This is a genomic window from Flagellimonas flava (assembly GCF_900129665.1).
Taxonomy (GTDB): Bacteria; Bacteroidota; Bacteroidia; order Flavobacteriales; family Flavobacteriaceae; genus Flagellimonas; species Flagellimonas flava.
The window spans coordinates 488,333-505,422 of record NZ_FQWL01000003.1 but is presented as its reverse complement, the minus strand read 5'-3'; the positions used below and the strand labels follow the sequence as shown (position 1 = coordinate 505,422).

At 40.3% G+C, this 17,090-nt stretch carries 15 protein-coding genes and 1 tRNA gene; 7 read left to right on the top strand and 9 right to left on the bottom strand.

Annotated elements, in window-relative coordinates:
* Nucleotides 1-20 precede the first annotated feature (20 nt).
* The 8 genes from BUC10_RS11850 to BUC10_RS11820 all read right to left on the bottom strand — a co-directional run bounded on the left by BUC10_RS11850 (nt 21) and on the right by BUC10_RS11820 (nt 6,420).
* Nucleotides 21-734 (bottom strand): DUF4097 family beta strand repeat-containing protein, encoded by a 714-nt coding sequence (locus BUC10_RS11850; RefSeq protein WP_073179827.1) that lies wholly within the window; start codon nt 732-734, stop codon nt 21-23.
* Nucleotides 735-775: 41 nt separating this feature from the next.
* Nucleotides 776-1,528, bottom strand: coding sequence for a DUF4097 family beta strand repeat-containing protein (locus tag BUC10_RS11845; protein ID WP_165614893.1), 753 nt, complete (start codon nt 1,526-1,528; stop codon nt 776-778).
* 19 nt (nt 1,529-1,547) lie between these two features.
* Nucleotides 1,548-2,336 (bottom strand): HEAT repeat domain-containing protein, encoded by a 789-nt coding sequence (locus BUC10_RS11840; protein WP_073179821.1) that lies wholly within the window; start codon nt 2,334-2,336, stop codon nt 1,548-1,550.
* A 29-nt stretch (nt 2,337-2,365) separates the two neighbouring features.
* Nucleotides 2,366-2,863, bottom strand: a complete 498-nt coding sequence (locus tag BUC10_RS11835; RefSeq protein WP_073179819.1) for an RNA polymerase sigma factor — start codon at nt 2,861-2,863, stop codon at nt 2,366-2,368.
* Nucleotides 2,864-3,032: 169 nt separating this feature from the next.
* Nucleotides 3,033-3,182 (bottom strand): hypothetical protein, encoded by a 150-nt coding sequence (locus BUC10_RS17850; protein ID WP_165614892.1) that lies wholly within the window; start codon nt 3,180-3,182, stop codon nt 3,033-3,035.
* A complete protein-coding gene (feoB, locus tag BUC10_RS11830) occupies nt 3,182-5,419 on the bottom strand; it encodes a ferrous iron transport protein B (RefSeq protein ID WP_073179817.1) in 2,238 nt (745 codons plus the stop codon). The genes BUC10_RS17850 and feoB overlap by 1 nt, the downstream gene beginning before the upstream one ends.
* A complete protein-coding gene (locus BUC10_RS11825; protein WP_073179815.1) occupies nt 5,416-5,658 on the bottom strand; it encodes a FeoA family protein in 243 nt (80 codons plus the stop codon). The genes feoB and BUC10_RS11825 overlap by 4 nt, the downstream gene beginning before the upstream one ends.
* A gap of 87 nt (nt 5,659-5,745) precedes the next feature.
* Entirely contained in the window at nt 5,746-6,420 is a 675-nt protein-coding gene (locus BUC10_RS11820; protein WP_073179813.1) for an SCO family protein, read from the bottom strand.
* A gap of 152 nt (nt 6,421-6,572) precedes the next feature.
* Between BUC10_RS11820 and rseP the strand changes: the two genes are divergently transcribed.
* The 5 genes from rseP (at nt 6,573) to BUC10_RS11795 (ending at nt 10,879) form a co-directional block, all read left to right on the top strand.
* Nucleotides 6,573-7,907 carry an RIP metalloprotease RseP gene (gene rseP / locus BUC10_RS11815; RefSeq protein WP_073179811.1) on the top strand — a complete coding sequence of 445 codons (1,335 nt, stop codon included), beginning with the start codon at nt 6,573-6,575 and terminating at the stop codon, nt 7,905-7,907.
* 63 nt (nt 7,908-7,970) lie between these two features.
* Nucleotides 7,971-8,044 (top strand) — tRNA-Asn (locus BUC10_RS11810).
* Between the two features lie 1,030 nt (nt 8,045-9,074).
* A complete protein-coding gene (gene rpsU / locus BUC10_RS11805) occupies nt 9,075-9,269 on the top strand; it encodes a 30S ribosomal protein S21 (protein ID WP_073179809.1) in 195 nt (64 codons plus the stop codon).
* On the top strand, nt 9,262-9,996 hold the full coding sequence (locus BUC10_RS11800) for an NYN domain-containing protein (RefSeq protein ID WP_073179807.1): 735 nt from the start codon (nt 9,262-9,264) through the stop codon (nt 9,994-9,996). Before rpsU ends, BUC10_RS11800 begins: the two co-directional genes overlap by 8 nt.
* 16 nt (nt 9,997-10,012) lie before the next feature.
* Nucleotides 10,013-10,879, top strand: coding sequence for a sigma-70 family RNA polymerase sigma factor (locus BUC10_RS11795; RefSeq protein WP_073179804.1), 867 nt, complete (start codon nt 10,013-10,015; stop codon nt 10,877-10,879).
* Nucleotides 10,880-11,192: 313 nt separating this feature from the next.
* Here BUC10_RS11795 and BUC10_RS11790 read toward each other — a convergent pair whose 3' ends face one another.
* Nucleotides 11,193-12,446: a hypothetical protein gene (locus BUC10_RS11790; protein WP_073179802.1), complete on the bottom strand. Its 1,254-nt coding sequence runs from the start codon at nt 12,444-12,446 to the stop codon at nt 11,193-11,195.
* A 114-nt stretch (nt 12,447-12,560) separates the two neighbouring features.
* On the opposite strand from BUC10_RS11790, the gene BUC10_RS11785 reads away from it, so the two are divergent.
* Complete coding sequence (locus BUC10_RS11785) at nt 12,561-14,912, top strand: TonB-dependent receptor (RefSeq protein WP_073179800.1); 2,352 nt, start codon at nt 12,561-12,563, stop codon at nt 14,910-14,912.
* Nucleotides 14,913-15,024: 112 nt separating this feature from the next.
* A complete protein-coding gene (locus tag BUC10_RS11780) occupies nt 15,025-17,088 on the top strand; it encodes a hydantoinase/oxoprolinase family protein (protein ID WP_073179798.1) in 2,064 nt (687 codons plus the stop codon).
* Nucleotides 17,089-17,090 lie beyond the last annotated feature (2 nt).

Below are 17,090 nucleotides of genomic sequence, written 5' to 3'. Positions count from 1 at the left end.
CGAAAAATGTAACCGAATGCTCACAACCGTAGGTACATATTGCCGTTAATGGTATCCAATTTAAGTCGGTAAGTAGCGTTGCCAAGGTTGCCTTCCACTTTTTGGCCTACATGACGGTCGGTTACTTTTAAGTTTAAATCCTCATCTGCATAGATAAGCCCATGAATGGTCTCAGCGTAAAGTCGGGAGTCCCGTATCACCAAATCAATTTCCCCATTAATGGTTTTCAGGTCCATATTACCGTTATACTTTTTAATGTCTATGTTCCCATTGATCAAGTCCGCTGTAAATTCACCTTGAATCAACTCCGACCGTAGGTCTCCATTAATGCTACTTACCGTAAACCTGGCCTTTTTTGGTACATAGAGTACATAATTGAACTCGTAGAGATCGCTGGTAATATAATGACGCCGGCGTCCATTGGAATCTTCCTTTTCCCATAGTTTGTGAAGAGCCTTTAGTAGGGCATCGGCATCGGACGAAATGCTTATGGTGGAGCTATTTTCCCTAACATCCAACCTGTATAAATCCTGGTAACCTTCCTCTTTCACAAAGATTTCCGCCTTAAAATACACGGTGGATTTGTCCCAGGTCTTCACTTCGATATCGGAAGCAAACTTTACGTCCAAATCCACGGTTTGATTGCTGTATGCAATATTCTTTTCAATGATTTTTTGGCCTTGAAGCGACAGGCTGATGAGGCCTGTCGCGATTAGCATTCCTAATTTTTTCATGTTGATTTGTTTTTTGGATGAATAAACTCTCCGTTTAGTGTTTACTTTTTTCGTAGATAAATGTTACCGTTGGTGGATTTCAGGGAAATGTTGACCCCTCCGTTATTGATGGAAGCTTTTATTTTTCTTCCCGATATGGATTTTAGGCCATCTTTTTCTGCCCTTTTAATGTCAAAGTCCGTATAAATATCGCCATTGGTGGTGCCCAGGGTCAAGTTGGCGGGCGTGTTGGAAGGCAAGGCCACATCCACCCCGCCGTTTGTTGTATAGATGGAGATGGGCGAATCCTGTTTTACAGTACCAAAGGCCACTGTAATTTCCCCATTAAGGGCATTTGCGGTCACCGGCCCGTTTACATCGGATATTTCAATACTTCCGTTGAGTTGGGCATTGGCCTCAATTTCACCTGCAAAACCTTCTATTTCTATATCCCCGCTCCAAGTGCTTTTTACAGCAACATTCTGGTTTTTGGGCAGGAAGATTTCGGCACCTTCTGACCTTCTCAGGTTCTTAACGATCAACGTATTTCCATCCTGCACTACATAAAATCCCACCTCGGTATTGTCCGAACCTCCTTCGCCAACTAAACGTAGCCCTTTGGCCTTTTCGGATATTTTACGACTTCTGCTGCCCTTAATTCTGATCTCATTGGAAGTCTGGGTTCTTAAAGTGATGTCCGCCTTGGATTCTATTTTCACCCATTCTATTCCGCTCAAGGCCTTGGTATAATCTGCTTGTGCTTGGGTGAGGCTACTGATCGCCAAGGCGAGTACTAAAATTGATAATTGTCTCATGATTCTTCGTTTTTTGTATTTATATAATTTTTGGCAATGCCATTTCGATTTCATTTTTTACAAAAGGTTGGGTATCCTCTTTTTCCAGCAATTTTTGCATGGGAATCACCGCCTTTTTCTCTTGAATTTTGACCAAGGCTTGAATGATTCCAATTTGAATGCTAGGGTTTTTTTCTTGCCCTAAGGCTTCGATGAAAACAGTTTTTACTTCTGGACTCGACGAAAACTTGGCAAGTGCCTCAAAGGCATTCAACCTTACATTATCATTGTCGTCCGTGAGAAGGCGATTGGCCAATGCCCTAACGATAGCCTCATCCGGATTTGGAAAATCCTCGATATAGCTGACCCCTTGGATGCGTTTACTAGCCGATTGGTTTTCCATTAAAGAGAGCATGGCCATTTGTTTATTCTGTAGGTTCTCCTCCAACAAGGCCGCCACGTCTTGATTGGACTTTTCCAGTTGCAAAATTCTCCCTGATTGGAAAGCGGTCACAAGCAATGCAATACCTGCGGCTATCTTAAGGAAGTCGGAGGTCCAGCTTTTCTTTTTAGCCTGAATATGAACTACACCTTGCCCAGCTTTTTCTTGTTCCAGCGCTTCTTCAAATGAACTTCTTAACCTAGTGGAAGGCACATCCATGGCTTCACTTTGAAATGCACCAAACAGGGTTTTTAATGCCTCCAATTCTTGTCGACAGGCTTCACATGAGTCCAAATGAGCTTCCACCATATCGTTTTTATGTGAGGGCAGGACCCCGTCCAGATAGTCGTGGAGTAGCTCGGATATAGATTCCTTACATGCTGTCATGGTTATATTTTTTATTTGTTTGCTTTGTTTTAGTTGTTCTCAAAATAGAGCTCTTTCAGTTTTTTCATTGCTCGGCTCACCCTGGTTTTCACCGCTCCCGGAGTGCTTCCAACAATAGTGGCCAGCTGCTCGTACTTGATTTCTTGATATCTGTTCAGTACAATGAGTTCACGGTCACTTTCGTTCAGTTTGCCAAGGGCAAGCTGCAGTTGGCTGAGTTCCTCATTTTTTTCCATCCCATCGTCAACCGTTTTATGTGAAATACTTTCTATGTCCACATGAAGTCGGTGATTTCTGGTGTAATAGCTTTTAAGGTTGTTTCTTGCGATACTAAACAACCAGGATACAAAAGCACCATTTTTGTATGAACTTCGATACTTGATCAGTTTATAAAAAACATCCTGCGTCAAATCTTCACTGAGCATGGCATCCCCGGACATTTTGTATAAATAATTATAGACGTACCGGTGATGTCGTTCAAAGAGCACCTTGAGCAAATCCAGGTTTCCCGTGGATACTTTTTGCATAATTATTTCATCTGAAAGCTCTTTCAATGTTGTTTTAAGCTGATTGGTTACCCTATATAGTCAGGAAATTAAAAAACGTTACAACGCTTTTTAAAAAAATGGGAAAAGATTTCCAATTTATAGCAAGAATCTGTGTGGAAAAGGGGATCAAACCCTAATGGTAAGCATCTTAGTCGCAACCGCAGCCATCATGACCACAACTTTTATCTGTCTTCTTTCTGCCGCTGATAAGGGATTTGGGCAGTACAAATTTCCAAAGGAGGTAACCAACTGCCAATGCAAGGGTGAGATAAACCAATATGTTTTGAACGATATCCATTACCTTAGGATTTGATAGGCCGCCAGTGCAACAAGATACGCAAAAGTGCTCATGAAAAACAATTGTAGAAGTGGCCATTTCCAGCTGTTCGTTTCCCGTTTCACAACAGCTAGGGTACTCATACACTGCATGGCAAAGGCATAGAAGAGCATCAGAGAGATTCCTGATGCCAAATTGAACAAGGGCTTTTGGCCCGTGTCATCCAGCTCGGCGGCCATTCTGTTTTTAATGGTTTCTTCCTCATCACTCCCTACACTATAAATGGTAGCCAGAGTGCCCACAAAAACTTCCCGGGCTGCAAAAGACGTTAGTACCGCTATACCAATTTTCCAATCATACCCCAAAGGTTTTACCAATGGTTCGATGGCTTTCCCGGCTTGTCCAATATAGGAGTGTTCCAGTTTATAGCTGGCAATTTCCTGGACCCTAGCCCTTTCTTTAAGAAGACGGGTCACATTTTGAAGGGTGTCCCCAAGCGCTGTGAGTTCAACAGCGTCTGGTTGGTTGTCCTCATCAAACTTAACCCCTTCCATATAGGATTTGATATGTTTTTGGATATAGTTGTTGCTGTATGCGCTGAGGCCATTTTCCTGAATACGTTTGTTGACAATGTCCTCTGCATTTTTGAAGTCGTCCGAAGAACCATTGGATCCCAAGAACCAAAGCACAATTGAAATGGCCAGAATAATCTTTCCAGCCCCAAAAACGAAGCTCTTGGTTTTTTCGATAACGGTATAGGCCACATTCTTAAAAAGCGGGAGGCGATAGGTGGGCATTTCCACCATAAATAGGGAACGACTTCTGATTTTTAGAATCTTGTTCAGAATGGAAGCGGAAAAAATGGCCATCCCAAACCCGAGTAGATAGAGCAACATCAGGGTTAGGGCTTTGTAGCTCATTCCCAAAAAACCGCCCTGCGGAATAACCAGGGCAATAAGGATAAGGTATACAGGCAACCTAGCGGAACAAGTGGTGAACGGGGTGACCAAAATTGTAATTAAGCGTTCTTTCCAACTTTCTATGGTCCTAGTGGCCATAACCGCAGGAATGGCGCAGGCGGTTCCTGAAATTAAAGGCACCACACTTTTCCCGCTTAAACCAAAAGGACGCATCAACCGGTCCATCAAAAAAACCACTCGACTCATATACCCGGTTTCCTCCAATAATGAAATGAACAGAAACAGAAAAGCAATTTGAGGTATAAACACAACTATACCGCCGATACCTGCCAGAACACCTTCGGCCAACAAATCGGTAAAAACCCCGGCCGGCAACACGGACTTGATCCACTCCGATGCATTTGCAAATTGGGCGTCTATAAAATCGGAAGGGTAGGTGCTCCAATCAAAAATCGCTTGGAAAATCAGCAGGAGAATCACAAAGAATATGACGTAGCCAAAAACCTTATGGGTAAGAATTCGATCCAGTGATGCCCTCAACCCTTTTGCAGCGGAAAAATCCACCTTATAGGTATCCTTTAGGGCTTGGTTGATAAATTGATAACGCAGTACAGTCTCTCGATGCTGCAGTTTTTTGAGCTCAGTTTTGGATTTCGTAGAAAAAGAGGTAGCGTCTTCAATACGCTTTTTTTCGACCTTGGTAAAGTTTACGTCCTGTGTAATAACAAGCCACAGCTTGTATAAATTTTCCTTTGGAAAAGCCTTTTTAAGCTGCCCAAAATATTCTGGCGCAATTCTTTCAGTGTCCACATTGGGCATGGCCGAAATCGACTCATAGTTGGCAATAAGTTCTTTAATATGTTGTATGCCATGGCCCTTGCGGGTACTTACAAGAGCTATCTTGGTGTCTAACTTTTGCTCCAGCTCTTGAATGTCCAATGAAATCCCTTTTCTGGACATAAGATCAGCCATATTGATGACCAGAATGGTTGGAACTCTTAGGTCTTTTATCTGGGTAAAGAGCAGCAGGTTCCGTTTAAGATTTTCCACATCGGTCACCACTACGGCCACATCCGGAAAATCCTTATCGTTTTTATTGAGCAGCAATTCCACCACCACGCTTTCGTCCAAAGAAGTGGTGTTAAGGCTATACGTTCCGGGTAAATCAAGAATATTGGCCTTTGCTCCTCCTGGAAGCTTGCAGGTTCCTTGCTTTTTTTCCACGGTGATGCCCGGGTAGTTGCCTACCTTCTGCTTTAGACCGGTGAGTTGGTTGAAAACTGAGGTTTTTCCAGTATTGGGATTGCCTATAAGCGCAACCTTGATGCTTTTGCTCATAGGCTTAGGGGGTCTTCGGTAATTTCGAGTTCGATTTGTTTGGCCAAGGAGCGCCGTATGGCTATGTGGCTACCGTTGACATTAATGTAAATGGGGTCTTTTAGGGGAGCTATCTGAACCAACTCCACCGTATTGCCAGGCAAACATCCCAACTCAAGCAGTTTGATGGGCAACATAAAATCAGCAAATTCTTTGATTACCCCTTTTTGGCCTTGCTTTAAATCTAAAACTGTCGCCACAAATCTTATTTAGAATAATTTTAATTAAAAGCAAAAATAGGGAAAAGCAAACACATAACCTGCCCTAAAAATGCTAAAGCTATGCAACTATTCTGCGTAGGATGATTCCAAGATTTTTAAGTCTTCGAGCAATTTCTCGATTTCCTCTGGATTTGTTCCGTCGTAGAACCCACGTATTCTTCGTTCTTTATCCACCAAAATGAAATTCTCCGTATGGATCATGTCATAAGGTCCGCCGTCTCCATCGGTCTTTACCGCCAAATACGATTTTCGAGCGAGCGCATAGATTTGTTTTTTATCTCCAGTAACCAGATTCCATTTGTTATCATCAACTCCCTTTTCCTTGGCGTATTTTTTCAGTTGGGCCACCGAATCTATGACTGGAGTAACTGAATGGGATAGCAGCATGACATCCTCATTATCTAAAATGGAATTTTGGATTTCCACCATGTTTTTGGTCATAATGGGACAAATGGTGGGGCAGGTGGTAAAGAAAAAATCGGCTACATAGATTTTATCTTGATAAGTGTCTTGTGTTATGGTCTTTCCGTTTTGATTGATAAGCTCAAAATTAGCTATGGTGTGGTACTTCTTTTTGTAATGGAGGGTGCTGTCCACAAGACTTTGGTCCACCATGGAAGGCTGGAAGATGGGAAGGTTCTTTTTGGGTTGAAGGGCGTTGTAAAAAAGATAGATGATAATGGCTGAAAGCCCCAATAAAACCACCCCAAAAAACTTAAACTTTGAAAAAAACCTTCGCATGTTGCAAAATTACGGCCGGGTAGCTGATTCATCAAGTTAAAAAGCGCTTTTGTTCCTAAAACTTTCTTAAATACGATGATTGCCTAAAATGATCTTTTCAGAAAAGTGTTAAAAGCGTACTTTTGTTGCCTTGTAACCAGATATAATTGCTGATGGGTCTCTTTACTCAGATTATAATGTTCGTGTTGATTATCTCTATTCTGGTGATCTTACATGAGTTGGGACATTTTATTCCCGCCAAATATTTTAAAACCAAGGTGGAGAAATTCTACCTCTTCTTTGATGTTAAATTTTCCCTTTTCAAAAAGAAAATAGGGGAAACCGTATACGGTATTGGTTGGCTTCCTCTGGGAGGTTATGTAAAGATTGCCGGTATGATCGATGAAAGTATGGACACTGATCAGATGAAGGAAGAACCCAAGCCATGGGAATTCCGAAGCAAGCCGGCGTGGCAACGTTTGATCATTATGCTCGGCGGGGTAACGGTGAACTTTTTGTTGGCCTGGGTCATTTACACCTTTACGTTTTACAACAACGGAGAGACCTATATTCCCGTAAATAAAATTGAATACGGACTTCACGTGGATCCTGTAAGTGAAAAAATAGGGTTGCGAACAGGGGACAAGATTTTGGAAGTGGATGGGAAGAAGGTAGAGAAATTGGATCGTTATCTTTCCATGGACATTTTGTTCGGTGATGAGATCAAAGTGCTGCGGGACGGAGAGGAAAAATTGGTAGCCTTAAGTGACGAAGGTAAAAAGGCCGCTCTGGAAAGCAGGGGGCGACAGTTTATAGTTCCCAGACATACCTCTTTGGTTATTGGCTATGTTTTGGATAGTTCCAATGCCAAGAATGCCGGCATTGAGGTAGGTGACAAATTTGAGCGTATCAACAACCAAAAACTTAAGTTTTGGGATGAGGTGGTTTCACAAATTGATAACAATCGAGGAGATTCCATTAATATTGAGTTAACCCGCGACGGAAAACCATTGAGTCTCAATATTCAAGTTCCGGATAGTTTGCCACTGGGAATAATCCCAAACAACACCTTGGCCCAGCAAGAATTGTCAATTACCAAGGAGTTTGGATTCTTTTCTGCCATTCCAAGAGGCTTTATGGAAACCATAAACGTTTTGGTGCGCCAGGTAAAGCAGTTTAAGCTCATATTCAATCCTATTATTAAAGGGTACAAACAGGTTAAAGGCCCAATTGGAATTGTGGAGATGATGCCAACGTCATGGGATTGGGGTTTTTTCTGGGGTTTTATGGCAATGTTCTCGGTTTGGTTGGCATTTATAAATGTCTTACCCATACCTGCTTTAGATGGTGGACATGTTATGTTTTTGCTGTATGAAATGTTTAGTGGAAGACCTCCGAGTCAGAAAGTTCTAGAGCGAGGTCAAATTGTTGGTTTTGTCATTTTGATGGGATTAATGTTGGTGGTTTTCGGAAATGACATCTGGAACATTATCAAAAGATTTATTTAGCGTAATTTTGCTTGTGGTGTTATAAAGAATCGCATATATTTGCACCCGCTTAAGGTAAAATATTCCTCCTTAGCTCAGTTGGTTAGAGCATCTGACTGTTAATCAGAGGGTCCTTGGTTCGAGCCCAAGAGGGGGAGCAGGCATAACCCAGTAGGTACTATTCTTACTGGGTTTTTTATTTTATTGCCATTAACCTATCCCATTTTTTATCCCAAATATCTAAAAGTAAGCAACCATTGATATGAATGTTAATAGGGGAATCACATGGTCTTTTTGTATAATTATCAAATTGCTGTTAGGATATCTGGATTTAATCATTTCAATTACCACCTCTGATAGATTTTCACCAATAAAAGTTACTGGCCGTTTTTCGGAGTCCAATTGGTTTACCGTCCCTAGCCTTGAAAAATCACTTCCTGTAAAGTGTTTTGGCAGAACTATAAATAATTCCTTAGATGATTCATATAATTGATAATCTTATACACCCCATTTGAACTCCGAAATTGAAATTTCGATAGTGCAACTCGTAACATCAAGTATTTCCGACGGCATGCTATGTTTAGAAATAACAGTATAATTTTTGCCTTCTATTATTCATGTAGCAACAATGACACGGTTTTCAAACTTACTTTTCAGAAAATTGTAAGCCAATTTTGCACCTGACCCATAATGTGAATGGAAACAACTAGTATGGAATTCCATTCCGTTATCCATTATTATGATGTTGTTGTGTTCAATTTTCAGTTCAACTTTGTCCCCTTTACCACGGATATCAAAATTACTGGAATGTGATGAGGCGATTTTTTCACATAAAGGTTTCCTTTTTAGGTTCTGGTGGAATATCCGTGTAGTCTTTAATCTGATATACTGTCCAAATATTCCTCAAAAACCTTCTTTTGTGGATTATTATACCTTTCTTTACAAAACATCCGTGGACATAAGTCTCACTTGTCTTTAAATATAAGATAGCCCTCTCTTAATATTCCTCATCACTTATAGGGATGCTTCTAAGATATTTTTTGCCTGTCATTCTTTCCGGGTTTAATCTTGATACATCAATGTGGTGAATTGTACTTTCATTGTTGTCCAGTTCATTCTTGATTTCATGGGGATTTAATAGTAGGATTTTCCATACGTGAAAATCCCATAACAATATATTGGGAACATATGCTAAAAATAAAGATTGTACCAGGCGAAAACATAGAAAGGGCGCTAAAGAGGTACAAAAGAAAATATCGGAACACACAAGTCCTGAAACAGATTAAAAGTAACCAAGAATTCACAAAGAAATCTAAGTTGCGCAGGGATAAGGTAGCGAAGGCGGTATACAGAGAAAAGTACTTGAGGCTGGATAATGAATAATGACATTAATCTTGCGGTCTTAATAGATGGTGACAACATCCCCTCTAAATACATCAAGGAAATGCTGGAAGAGATTGCCAAGTATGGAAACCCCAGTATTAAAAGAATCTATGGTGATTGGACAAAACCAAATTTGGCCAAGTGGAAAAACGTCCTATTGGAGTATGCGATAAATCCGGTACAGCAATATGGATATACCACTGGAAAGAATGCCACGGACAGTGCAATGATAATTGATGCAATGGACATACTGTATTCAGGAAAGGTTGATGGTTTTACCCTGGTTTCCAGTGATAGTGACTTCACTAGATTGGCCACAAGGTTACGGGAAGCGGGGATGACCGTTTTTGGAATTGGAGAAAGAAAGACCCCGAACCCATTCATCGTGGCGTGTGACAAGTTCATTTATCTTGAAATATTACAAAAACCAAAGATTGGAGATTTCAACACGTCCACAAGGCAGACGAAAAACAAGGTCGATAGAGTAACCCCTAAAGTAATTGACCTTATTCTCACAACGATTTCTGATGTGGAGGATGATGAAGGGTGGGCATTCTTGGGAGAAGTAGGGGCGCTTTTGTTAAAGAAACAGCCAAATTTTGATGCCAGAAACTATGGGTTTAAAAAACTTACCCCATTGATAAAATCTATTGGAGAAATTGAAATTGGACAAAGAAAAAACCCAAAGGGCAATGGTAACCTTATCTATGTAAGGAATTTGTCATAATTCTTAAAACAATGATATGCGACCACTTTCTATTGCAAAACAGGTCACGGATAGAGGTGGCGAGTCATTAAAAAGGTATCTGTTGGAGGTCAGCCGCATACCAATGATCACGGAAGATGAAGAGGTGAAATTGGCAATTAAAATACGAAGCGGTGATATTGAAGCTCTTGAAAAATTGGTGACCGCAAATTTGAGATTCGTTATTTCGGTAGCGAAACAATATCAAGGTAGAGGGTTGAAACTACATGATTTGATCAATGAGGGTAATCTGGGAATGGTCAAAGCAGCAACAAAATTCGACGAGACACGTGGGTTCAAATTCATTTCCTATGCTGTCTGGTGGGTACGACAGGGAATACTGCAGGCAATCACGGAAAATTCCAGAATGGTTAGGCTTCCTCTGAACAAAATCAATGTGATAAATAGAATCAACGAAGCGTGTTCCCAATTTGAACAAATACATCAGCGAATGCCGAATTCCGAGGAAATTTCCGAATTGATAGATGTGGGGGTCGAGGAAATAAAAATCTGTCTGAAACATGCCTTTTGGCCCATCTCCATTGATGGAAGCAAGAATGACATGCAAGGGGAAAATGCGCTTGTCAATCGCCTTTCTGCAGGACTGCTAGAAAGTCCCGAGACTAGTCTAATAGAGAACTCCTTGAAAAAAGACGTGAACGATTTTTTGGGAATCCTTTCAATTCGCGAGTCATACATTATCAGAATGTACTTTGGGATAGGAGAAGAGTCCCCATTGACTATGGATGAAATAGCCTATAATTTGGAACTTACAAAAGAACGTGTTAGACAAATCAAAACAACTGCCCTAAGCCGGTTGAAGAAGAACGCGAATAACAATTTTTTGAAAGATTACTTGGGGTAACGATTTACTTTGAAAAAACTTGATCAATCAATTTTTCAAGTGCAATTGGTTAAAGTTTTTCTATTCCCCATGTTGCATTTCAAGGTTAGCATCAATATTCTGTCTGACAAGTTCTCCTCACGCGCGGACAGACAGTAACGAAGTCTAATTAAAATAATCGCGTAGTGACGTTAGAATGTCTTCCGATAATGTCGACTTGAAAATTCATTGATGTTATTTTCGCTAAATTCAATTCCTATGTTAGTTATCATAAATAAATTTTATTTGAAGTCAAAATCCTATAGGAAATGGAATAGGTGCATTGCTGCTGATGTCAATGTCTGGATTTGATGGTGTTGATCTTTGAAATGTAAACAATACCAGAAATAATGTTGTTGTTTATATCCACGCCGTTAAACTTCCCTTCAACCCCCTTCTGCTGGTTAATAAAGTCTATTGCATTTATATAAATGGATGTTTTTTGAAGATGGAACATTCCGGAAACGGAAAAATCCAGGTTAAGAATTTGCCCTTTATTTATCGCAAGAATTCTGTCATCTTCTATGATTACCGAATCATCTAAACTCACAATGTTATAATGATGCTTTTCTATTTTAAGATTGATGGAATAAATCTTCCCTCCCACGCTAAAATCAAAAACATAATCTCCCGCAGAATTTGTCAAAACCTGGGCATATGGACTTTTCTTGGAAAACCTTAGAGGGTTTTTTCTGATATTACTCTCTACCACTAACCTTATCTTATTCAATTCCTGGCAAATAATGGGGTCAAAAGATTTATCATTGACTTCTTCCTCGATCTCCACTTTAGTATCATACTTTTTCAAAATCATTTTCCCGGCTATTGCACGGTCATACTTATCAAATCCAGAATAAGTTCCGGTAAGGTAATGTCGTTCGTTGGGAGATGATTTTCCAATAAAGAAAATGAATTTGGCTCCTTCACTTTTCTTATTTCCAACAAAATATTTGGTGTCAAAATGGGCAAAATCCTCGCTCTGACTAATGGTTCCGTAAAAAGTGTATACACCCTTTGCGCCATTATCATCGACATATACATAGATCATTTCCACAGTTTTCCAATCATTATAAATGATTACTTGACCCTTGTTCATTTTGTTGTCCTCTCCAAAATAGTAACATACATAATAATGGTCTATTAAACTTCCGCGCTTATTCAGCAGGTCAAATTGTTTATCCCGCTGTTTTTGTGTAAACAAATCACTTTCAATAAATTCAATGACATCACGGTATCCCAGATAATTGAAAAATAGGGACCTGTATTCCCTGCTGATTTTAATTACGGGCTTACCGGAAGACGATTCCCTTAGCTTATTATACAGGTATTTGCCGTTTACATAGCCACGAAGAACCAGCTCAAGATCATTTTTAAGATTGGCTTGTTCCGTATCATAATTTCCAAAGCCATACAATTGGGAATCTTTGTACTTGCCACCTATTTTATGTGATTCTTTAAAATGTGCAATTACCCTATTTAAAAGTACTGTAAACACCTGTTTGGTCAGGAGTAATGTTTCGCTTTCATGTCTTTCCAATATATTTTCCATTATTTTCCAAATAAGTGAACAGGAATTACTAAAATATAATTTATAATTCGGAAAAAAAATTTAGGAAAATTGACCTGTCTATATTTAACCAACTAATTTATAATCAGATAACCAATGCTACGATCAGTCTTATTACTTATAATCCTTTTACCTTTTTATTGTTTTTCCCAAAACATTGAGGTAAGCGGTAAGGTTCAATCTGCCGAAGGCCCTCTTTTGGGCGTATCCGTAATTGAACAGGGAACCACAAATGGTACCACTACAGATTTTAAAGGAAATTATGCTATAAGGGTAAGCTCGGGGGCAAGCTTGGTCTTTTCCTATCTTGGGTTTAAGACCCAGGAAGTAGCTGTAAATAGTAATTCCATAAACGTAACCTTGGAAGAAGATGCTTCGCAACTTGAAGAAGTAGTTGTAAAAGGGTTTGACAATGTAGTTGGTAGAGCAAGACGTCGCGCCGAATCTGTGCAATCCATTCCAGAGTCCGTTGTTACCTTCACGGCGCAGGCCATAGAGACCAAAGGAATAAATAATGTGCAAACCTTTGCCGATCAGATTCCAAATGTAAATTTTACCACTTCACAAAACATTGGTAATAATTTCATCACTGTCAGGGGAATTTCGCATATCCGAAATGGAGAATCACCAATTGCTTTTGTAATTGATGGGGTTACACTGCCCGATGCCAATTTGATCAACCAAGAATTGTTCGATTTGGCTTTGATTGAAATTGTAAAAGGGCCTCAAGGAGCACTATATGGTAGAAATGCCATTGCCGGGGCGATTAACATTGTTACTAACGAACCAACAAATACATCTAGAAACAAGATTCAATTTGGCTATGGCAACGGTAATCTTCTACAAGCACAATTGTCCTCGACCGGACCTTTGGTAAAAGACAAGCTTTTTTATCGCATCTCAGGGTCATATAAAAAAGGAGATGGTTTATTAAACAACGTCACCTTAAATACCGCACCTGATTTTGTGGAAGATTTATCCATTAGAGGTCAGTTAAAAGCTGTTTTGTCTTCCAATACTACCGCTACACTTACCGGGCAGTTTATTGATGCCGAAGCCGGAGCGGTATATTATGCATCGCCAACAACAGGAAACCCCACGATTGATCCAGATGATTTTGACAACCTTGCCATTCAAGGAGATCAATTTGGGCGCTCTACCCTCGACGCCATCTATGGAAATCTAAAAGTCGATTTTAATTTTGGCAATGTTAGACTCACGTCTTCTTCTTCTTATAACAAAGGGGAGCGTAACCATATAGGTGATTTGGATTTTACTCCGGCCGACGTTTTAAGACAGATTCAGGACAGCAATACCGAAACGATCAATCAAGAGTTTAGACTTAGTTCCACAGATACGGACAGCAAGGTGAGTTGGGATTTGGGTGCTTTTTATCAAAAACTGGATAAGCAACTTATTACGGATGCCACCGCCGATTTTGGGTTTTTTGCACCACCTTTTGAACCTACAGGAACACAATCCAGATTGGCGATAGGTAACTTTACAAATACCTATAACACCCTTGCGGCCTTTGGATTTATGGATTTTCAGGTTTCTGATAAACTTACTTTATCCGCTGGGCTTCGATTTGATAGGGACAATATTCAACAAGACAACGTAACCGAAAACACCAATCCAGAAAAAACAGATACCCAATTGCAACCCAAACTGTCCTTGGCTTTAAAAGCAACAGAGAACACCTTGCTCTACGCCAACTATGGACGTGGATATAGAACTGGGGGATTTAACCAGGGAAATACGGTTCGCTACGATTCAGATTTTGAAGCGGAAACAACCGATAACTACGAGATTGGTATGAAGAATACCCTATGGGATGGTCGTTTTATTTTGAATTTGTCAGGGTATTACATTGATTTCAACAATCAACAACTATATGCCCTTGTGCTAGATGGAGGTAACGGAAGTATTCTCATTGGAAATTTCAATGTTCCAGAAAGTGAATCCGTAGGATTTGAGGCAGACCTTAAATTGAGGGCCACAAATTGGTTGGACATCCTGGGGAGTTATGGCGTGAGCAAGGCCAGGATAACCGAAGGTACTTCCACCGTGAGCACCGGAGCCAATGAAACCATAAATGTTTCTGGTAACAATACACCGCTTGTACCACAAAACAGCTACAGTTTTGGATTGGAATCGAGCTTTGATATTGCCAAGAACATTTCATTCAACGGAAATGTCAATGTGGAAGGAACTGGAGAAATATATTGGCATGAAGATAATGTTGCGGTGTCGTCAGGATATGATCTTTTGAATGCTCGACTAGGGGTTACCTTCGATAATTTTTCAATAAACCTTTGGGGAACCAACCTCACGGATACGGAATACATTACAGAATTTTTTGCGCAGACATTCTCCAATGGTGGTTCGGACCTGGCCTGGCTAGGTCAACCAGCCACTTATGGCGCCAGTATTGCCTATAAGTTTTAACAGAACTAGGCAACAGTACTATTTTGAGTTAGTTTAAGTTAAGTGATCCATTGCAAATGCAAAGCCACTAAAACTCCTTAGTGGCTTTCTTTAAAACTTTAAAGAGAAAAACATGAGAGTCGCAACAGATATAGGCGGGACTTTTACAGACTTGGTATGTCTTGAATTTGACCAAGAATCAGGCAAACCAACAGGGGTAAAAGTTGCAAAATCAGATACTACAACTTCCAATTTTGAACAGGGCATATTGGATACCATTGAGAAAGGAAAAGTAGATCTAAAAGAGATAGAATTCTTTGCCCACGGCACTACGGTGGTCATCAATGCACTTACTGAGCGTAAAGGTGCTAAAACGGCATTAATTACTACTAAAGGATTTCGGGATGTTTTGGAAATAGCGCGTTGCAACAGGCCTGACCTATTCAACTTCAATTTTGTGAAACAACCTCCTTTTGTACCCAGATTTTTAAGGTTTGAGGTTGAAGAACGAATGAACTATAAAGGGGAGGTCATCAAAGAGTTGAACATGGCCACTCTAAAAGCCATTCTTAAGACTTGTAAAGAGGAGAATGTTGAAGCTATTGCTGTCTGCCTATTGCACGCCTATAAAAATCCAGAGCATGAAGTAGAGTTGGTTAAGGAATTGCACAAGCTAGACAGCTCTATTGAAATCATCACATCACATCAGGTAACCCGGGAGTGGCGCGAATATGAACGAACCAGCTCTACAGTTTTGTCGGGTTATGTCCTTCCCATTGCAAAAAAATATCTAAACCAGCTCAAAGAAAAACTAAAGAACCAGGGACTAAAAGACACCCCCTACATTATGCAATCCAATGGGGGGATCACCACCTTGAATGATGTAAAGAACAACCCGATTACCATGGTGGAATCTGGTCCTGCAAGTGGTGTTTTTGGAGCGATAGCCTTGGGTAAGGTCATTGGAAAAAAGAACCTGATCGTTTTGGATATTGGAGGAACCACCGCCAAATGCGCCTTAGTTGAAAACGGGCAGGTAAAAATCACCACAAATTATAAAATTGAACATTCGAGAACTGAAGCAGGATATCCAATTCAAACCCCGGTAATCGATATTGTTGAGATAGGAAACGGAGGCGGAAGCATAGCTTGGATAGATGAAGGAGGAAAAATGCATGTTGGCCCCAAAAGCGCAGGAGCTCAACCTGGCCCTGCCGCCTACGGAAGAGGAGGAAAAAATCTGACCACTACCGATGCCAACATTATTACCGGGCGCATCCATCCCGATTATTTTTTGGGGGGAGAATTGCAACCTGACTATCCAAGTATTGACAACGCTTCCAAAAATTTATGTGAAAAACTCAATGCTTCCAAAGAAGATATTGCCAAAGGTATTCTTCGTATTGCCAATTCCAATATGGTAAATGCGCTAAAGCTTATTTCGGTGAACAAGGGATACGACCCTCGAGATTTTACCATGGTGGTCATTGGAGGAGGTGGATCTATGCACGGTGCCGACCTGGCTAGGGAGCTTCAAGTATCCAAATTGATTGTGCCTCCGCACGCTGGAGTATTTTCTGCTTTCGGAATGTTGATGTCAGATATTCGAAGAGACTTCATAAGGACCAATGTCATTACTTTAGAACCTGAGCAACGGACTACAATACAGTCCACTTTTGCGGAAATGGAGGGTGAAGCTATCAAGAACTTTAAATCCGATGGATATACTGATGATGACATCAAGTTCACTTACTATACCGATTTACGTTATGCAGGTCAAGAACATTATGTGAAGGTACTGTTGTCCAATTTTGATGACACTACTCCTTTAGAAAGTATAATTCGGCATTTTCATAAAGAACATAAAAAGCATTATTCCTTCGAACTCAATACCACAGTGGAGTTAGTGAATTTTCATTTAGTGGCCGAAGTGGTGGTTGACAAACCTGATTTTCCAAAATTGGAAAAAACGGGTAAAAAAGTTGAAGATGCACACTTTGATACTAGAGAGGTGGATTTTGATGATTTGGGTATTCAACAAACAGCCTTTTATCATAGGAATCTCTTAGAACCTAAAATGCAAATCAAAGGACCTGCTGTAATTGCTGAAAAAGCCACGACTACTCTCGTTACTCCTTTGCATATTGTATGTGTTGACGAATATGGCAACTTGATTCTAACCTTACAAAAAGCCTAGCT

Excerpts from the sequence above, each read along its gene's own strand:
- BUC10_RS11850 (WP_073179827.1), bottom strand. The coding sequence starts at position 734 with ATGAAAAAATTAGGAATGCTAATCGCGACAGGCCTCATCAGCCTGTCG.
- BUC10_RS11845 (WP_165614893.1), bottom strand. The coding sequence starts at position 1,528 with ATGAGACAATTATCAATTTTAGTACTCGCCTTGGCGATCAGTAGCCTC.
- BUC10_RS11840 (WP_073179821.1), bottom strand. The coding sequence starts at position 2,336 with ATGACAGCATGTAAGGAATCTATATCCGAGCTACTCCACGACTATCTG.
- BUC10_RS11835 (WP_073179819.1), bottom strand. The coding sequence starts at position 2,863 with ATGCAAAAAGTATCCACGGGAAACCTGGATTTGCTCAAGGTGCTCTTT.
- BUC10_RS17850 (WP_165614892.1), bottom strand. The coding sequence starts at position 3,182 with ATGGATATCGTTCAAAACATATTGGTTTATCTCACCCTTGCATTGGCA.
- feoB (WP_073179817.1), bottom strand. The coding sequence starts at position 5,419 with ATGAGCAAAAGCATCAAGGTTGCGCTTATAGGCAATCCCAATACTGGA.
- BUC10_RS11820 (WP_073179813.1), bottom strand. The coding sequence starts at position 6,420 with ATGCGAAGGTTTTTTTCAAAGTTTAAGTTTTTTGGGGTGGTTTTATTG.
- rseP (WP_073179811.1), top strand. The coding sequence starts at position 6,573 with ATGGGTCTCTTTACTCAGATTATAATGTTCGTGTTGATTATCTCTATT.
- rpsU (WP_073179809.1), top strand. The coding sequence starts at position 9,075 with ATGCTAAAAATAAAGATTGTACCAGGCGAAAACATAGAAAGGGCGCTA.
- BUC10_RS11800 (WP_073179807.1), top strand. The coding sequence starts at position 9,262 with ATGAATAATGACATTAATCTTGCGGTCTTAATAGATGGTGACAACATC.
- BUC10_RS11795 (WP_073179804.1), top strand. The coding sequence starts at position 10,013 with ATGCGACCACTTTCTATTGCAAAACAGGTCACGGATAGAGGTGGCGAG.
- BUC10_RS11790 (WP_073179802.1), bottom strand. The coding sequence starts at position 12,446 with ATGGAAAATATATTGGAAAGACATGAAAGCGAAACATTACTCCTGACC.
- BUC10_RS11785 (WP_073179800.1), top strand. The coding sequence starts at position 12,561 with ATGCTACGATCAGTCTTATTACTTATAATCCTTTTACCTTTTTATTGT.
- BUC10_RS11780 (WP_073179798.1), top strand. The coding sequence starts at position 15,025 with ATGAGAGTCGCAACAGATATAGGCGGGACTTTTACAGACTTGGTATGT.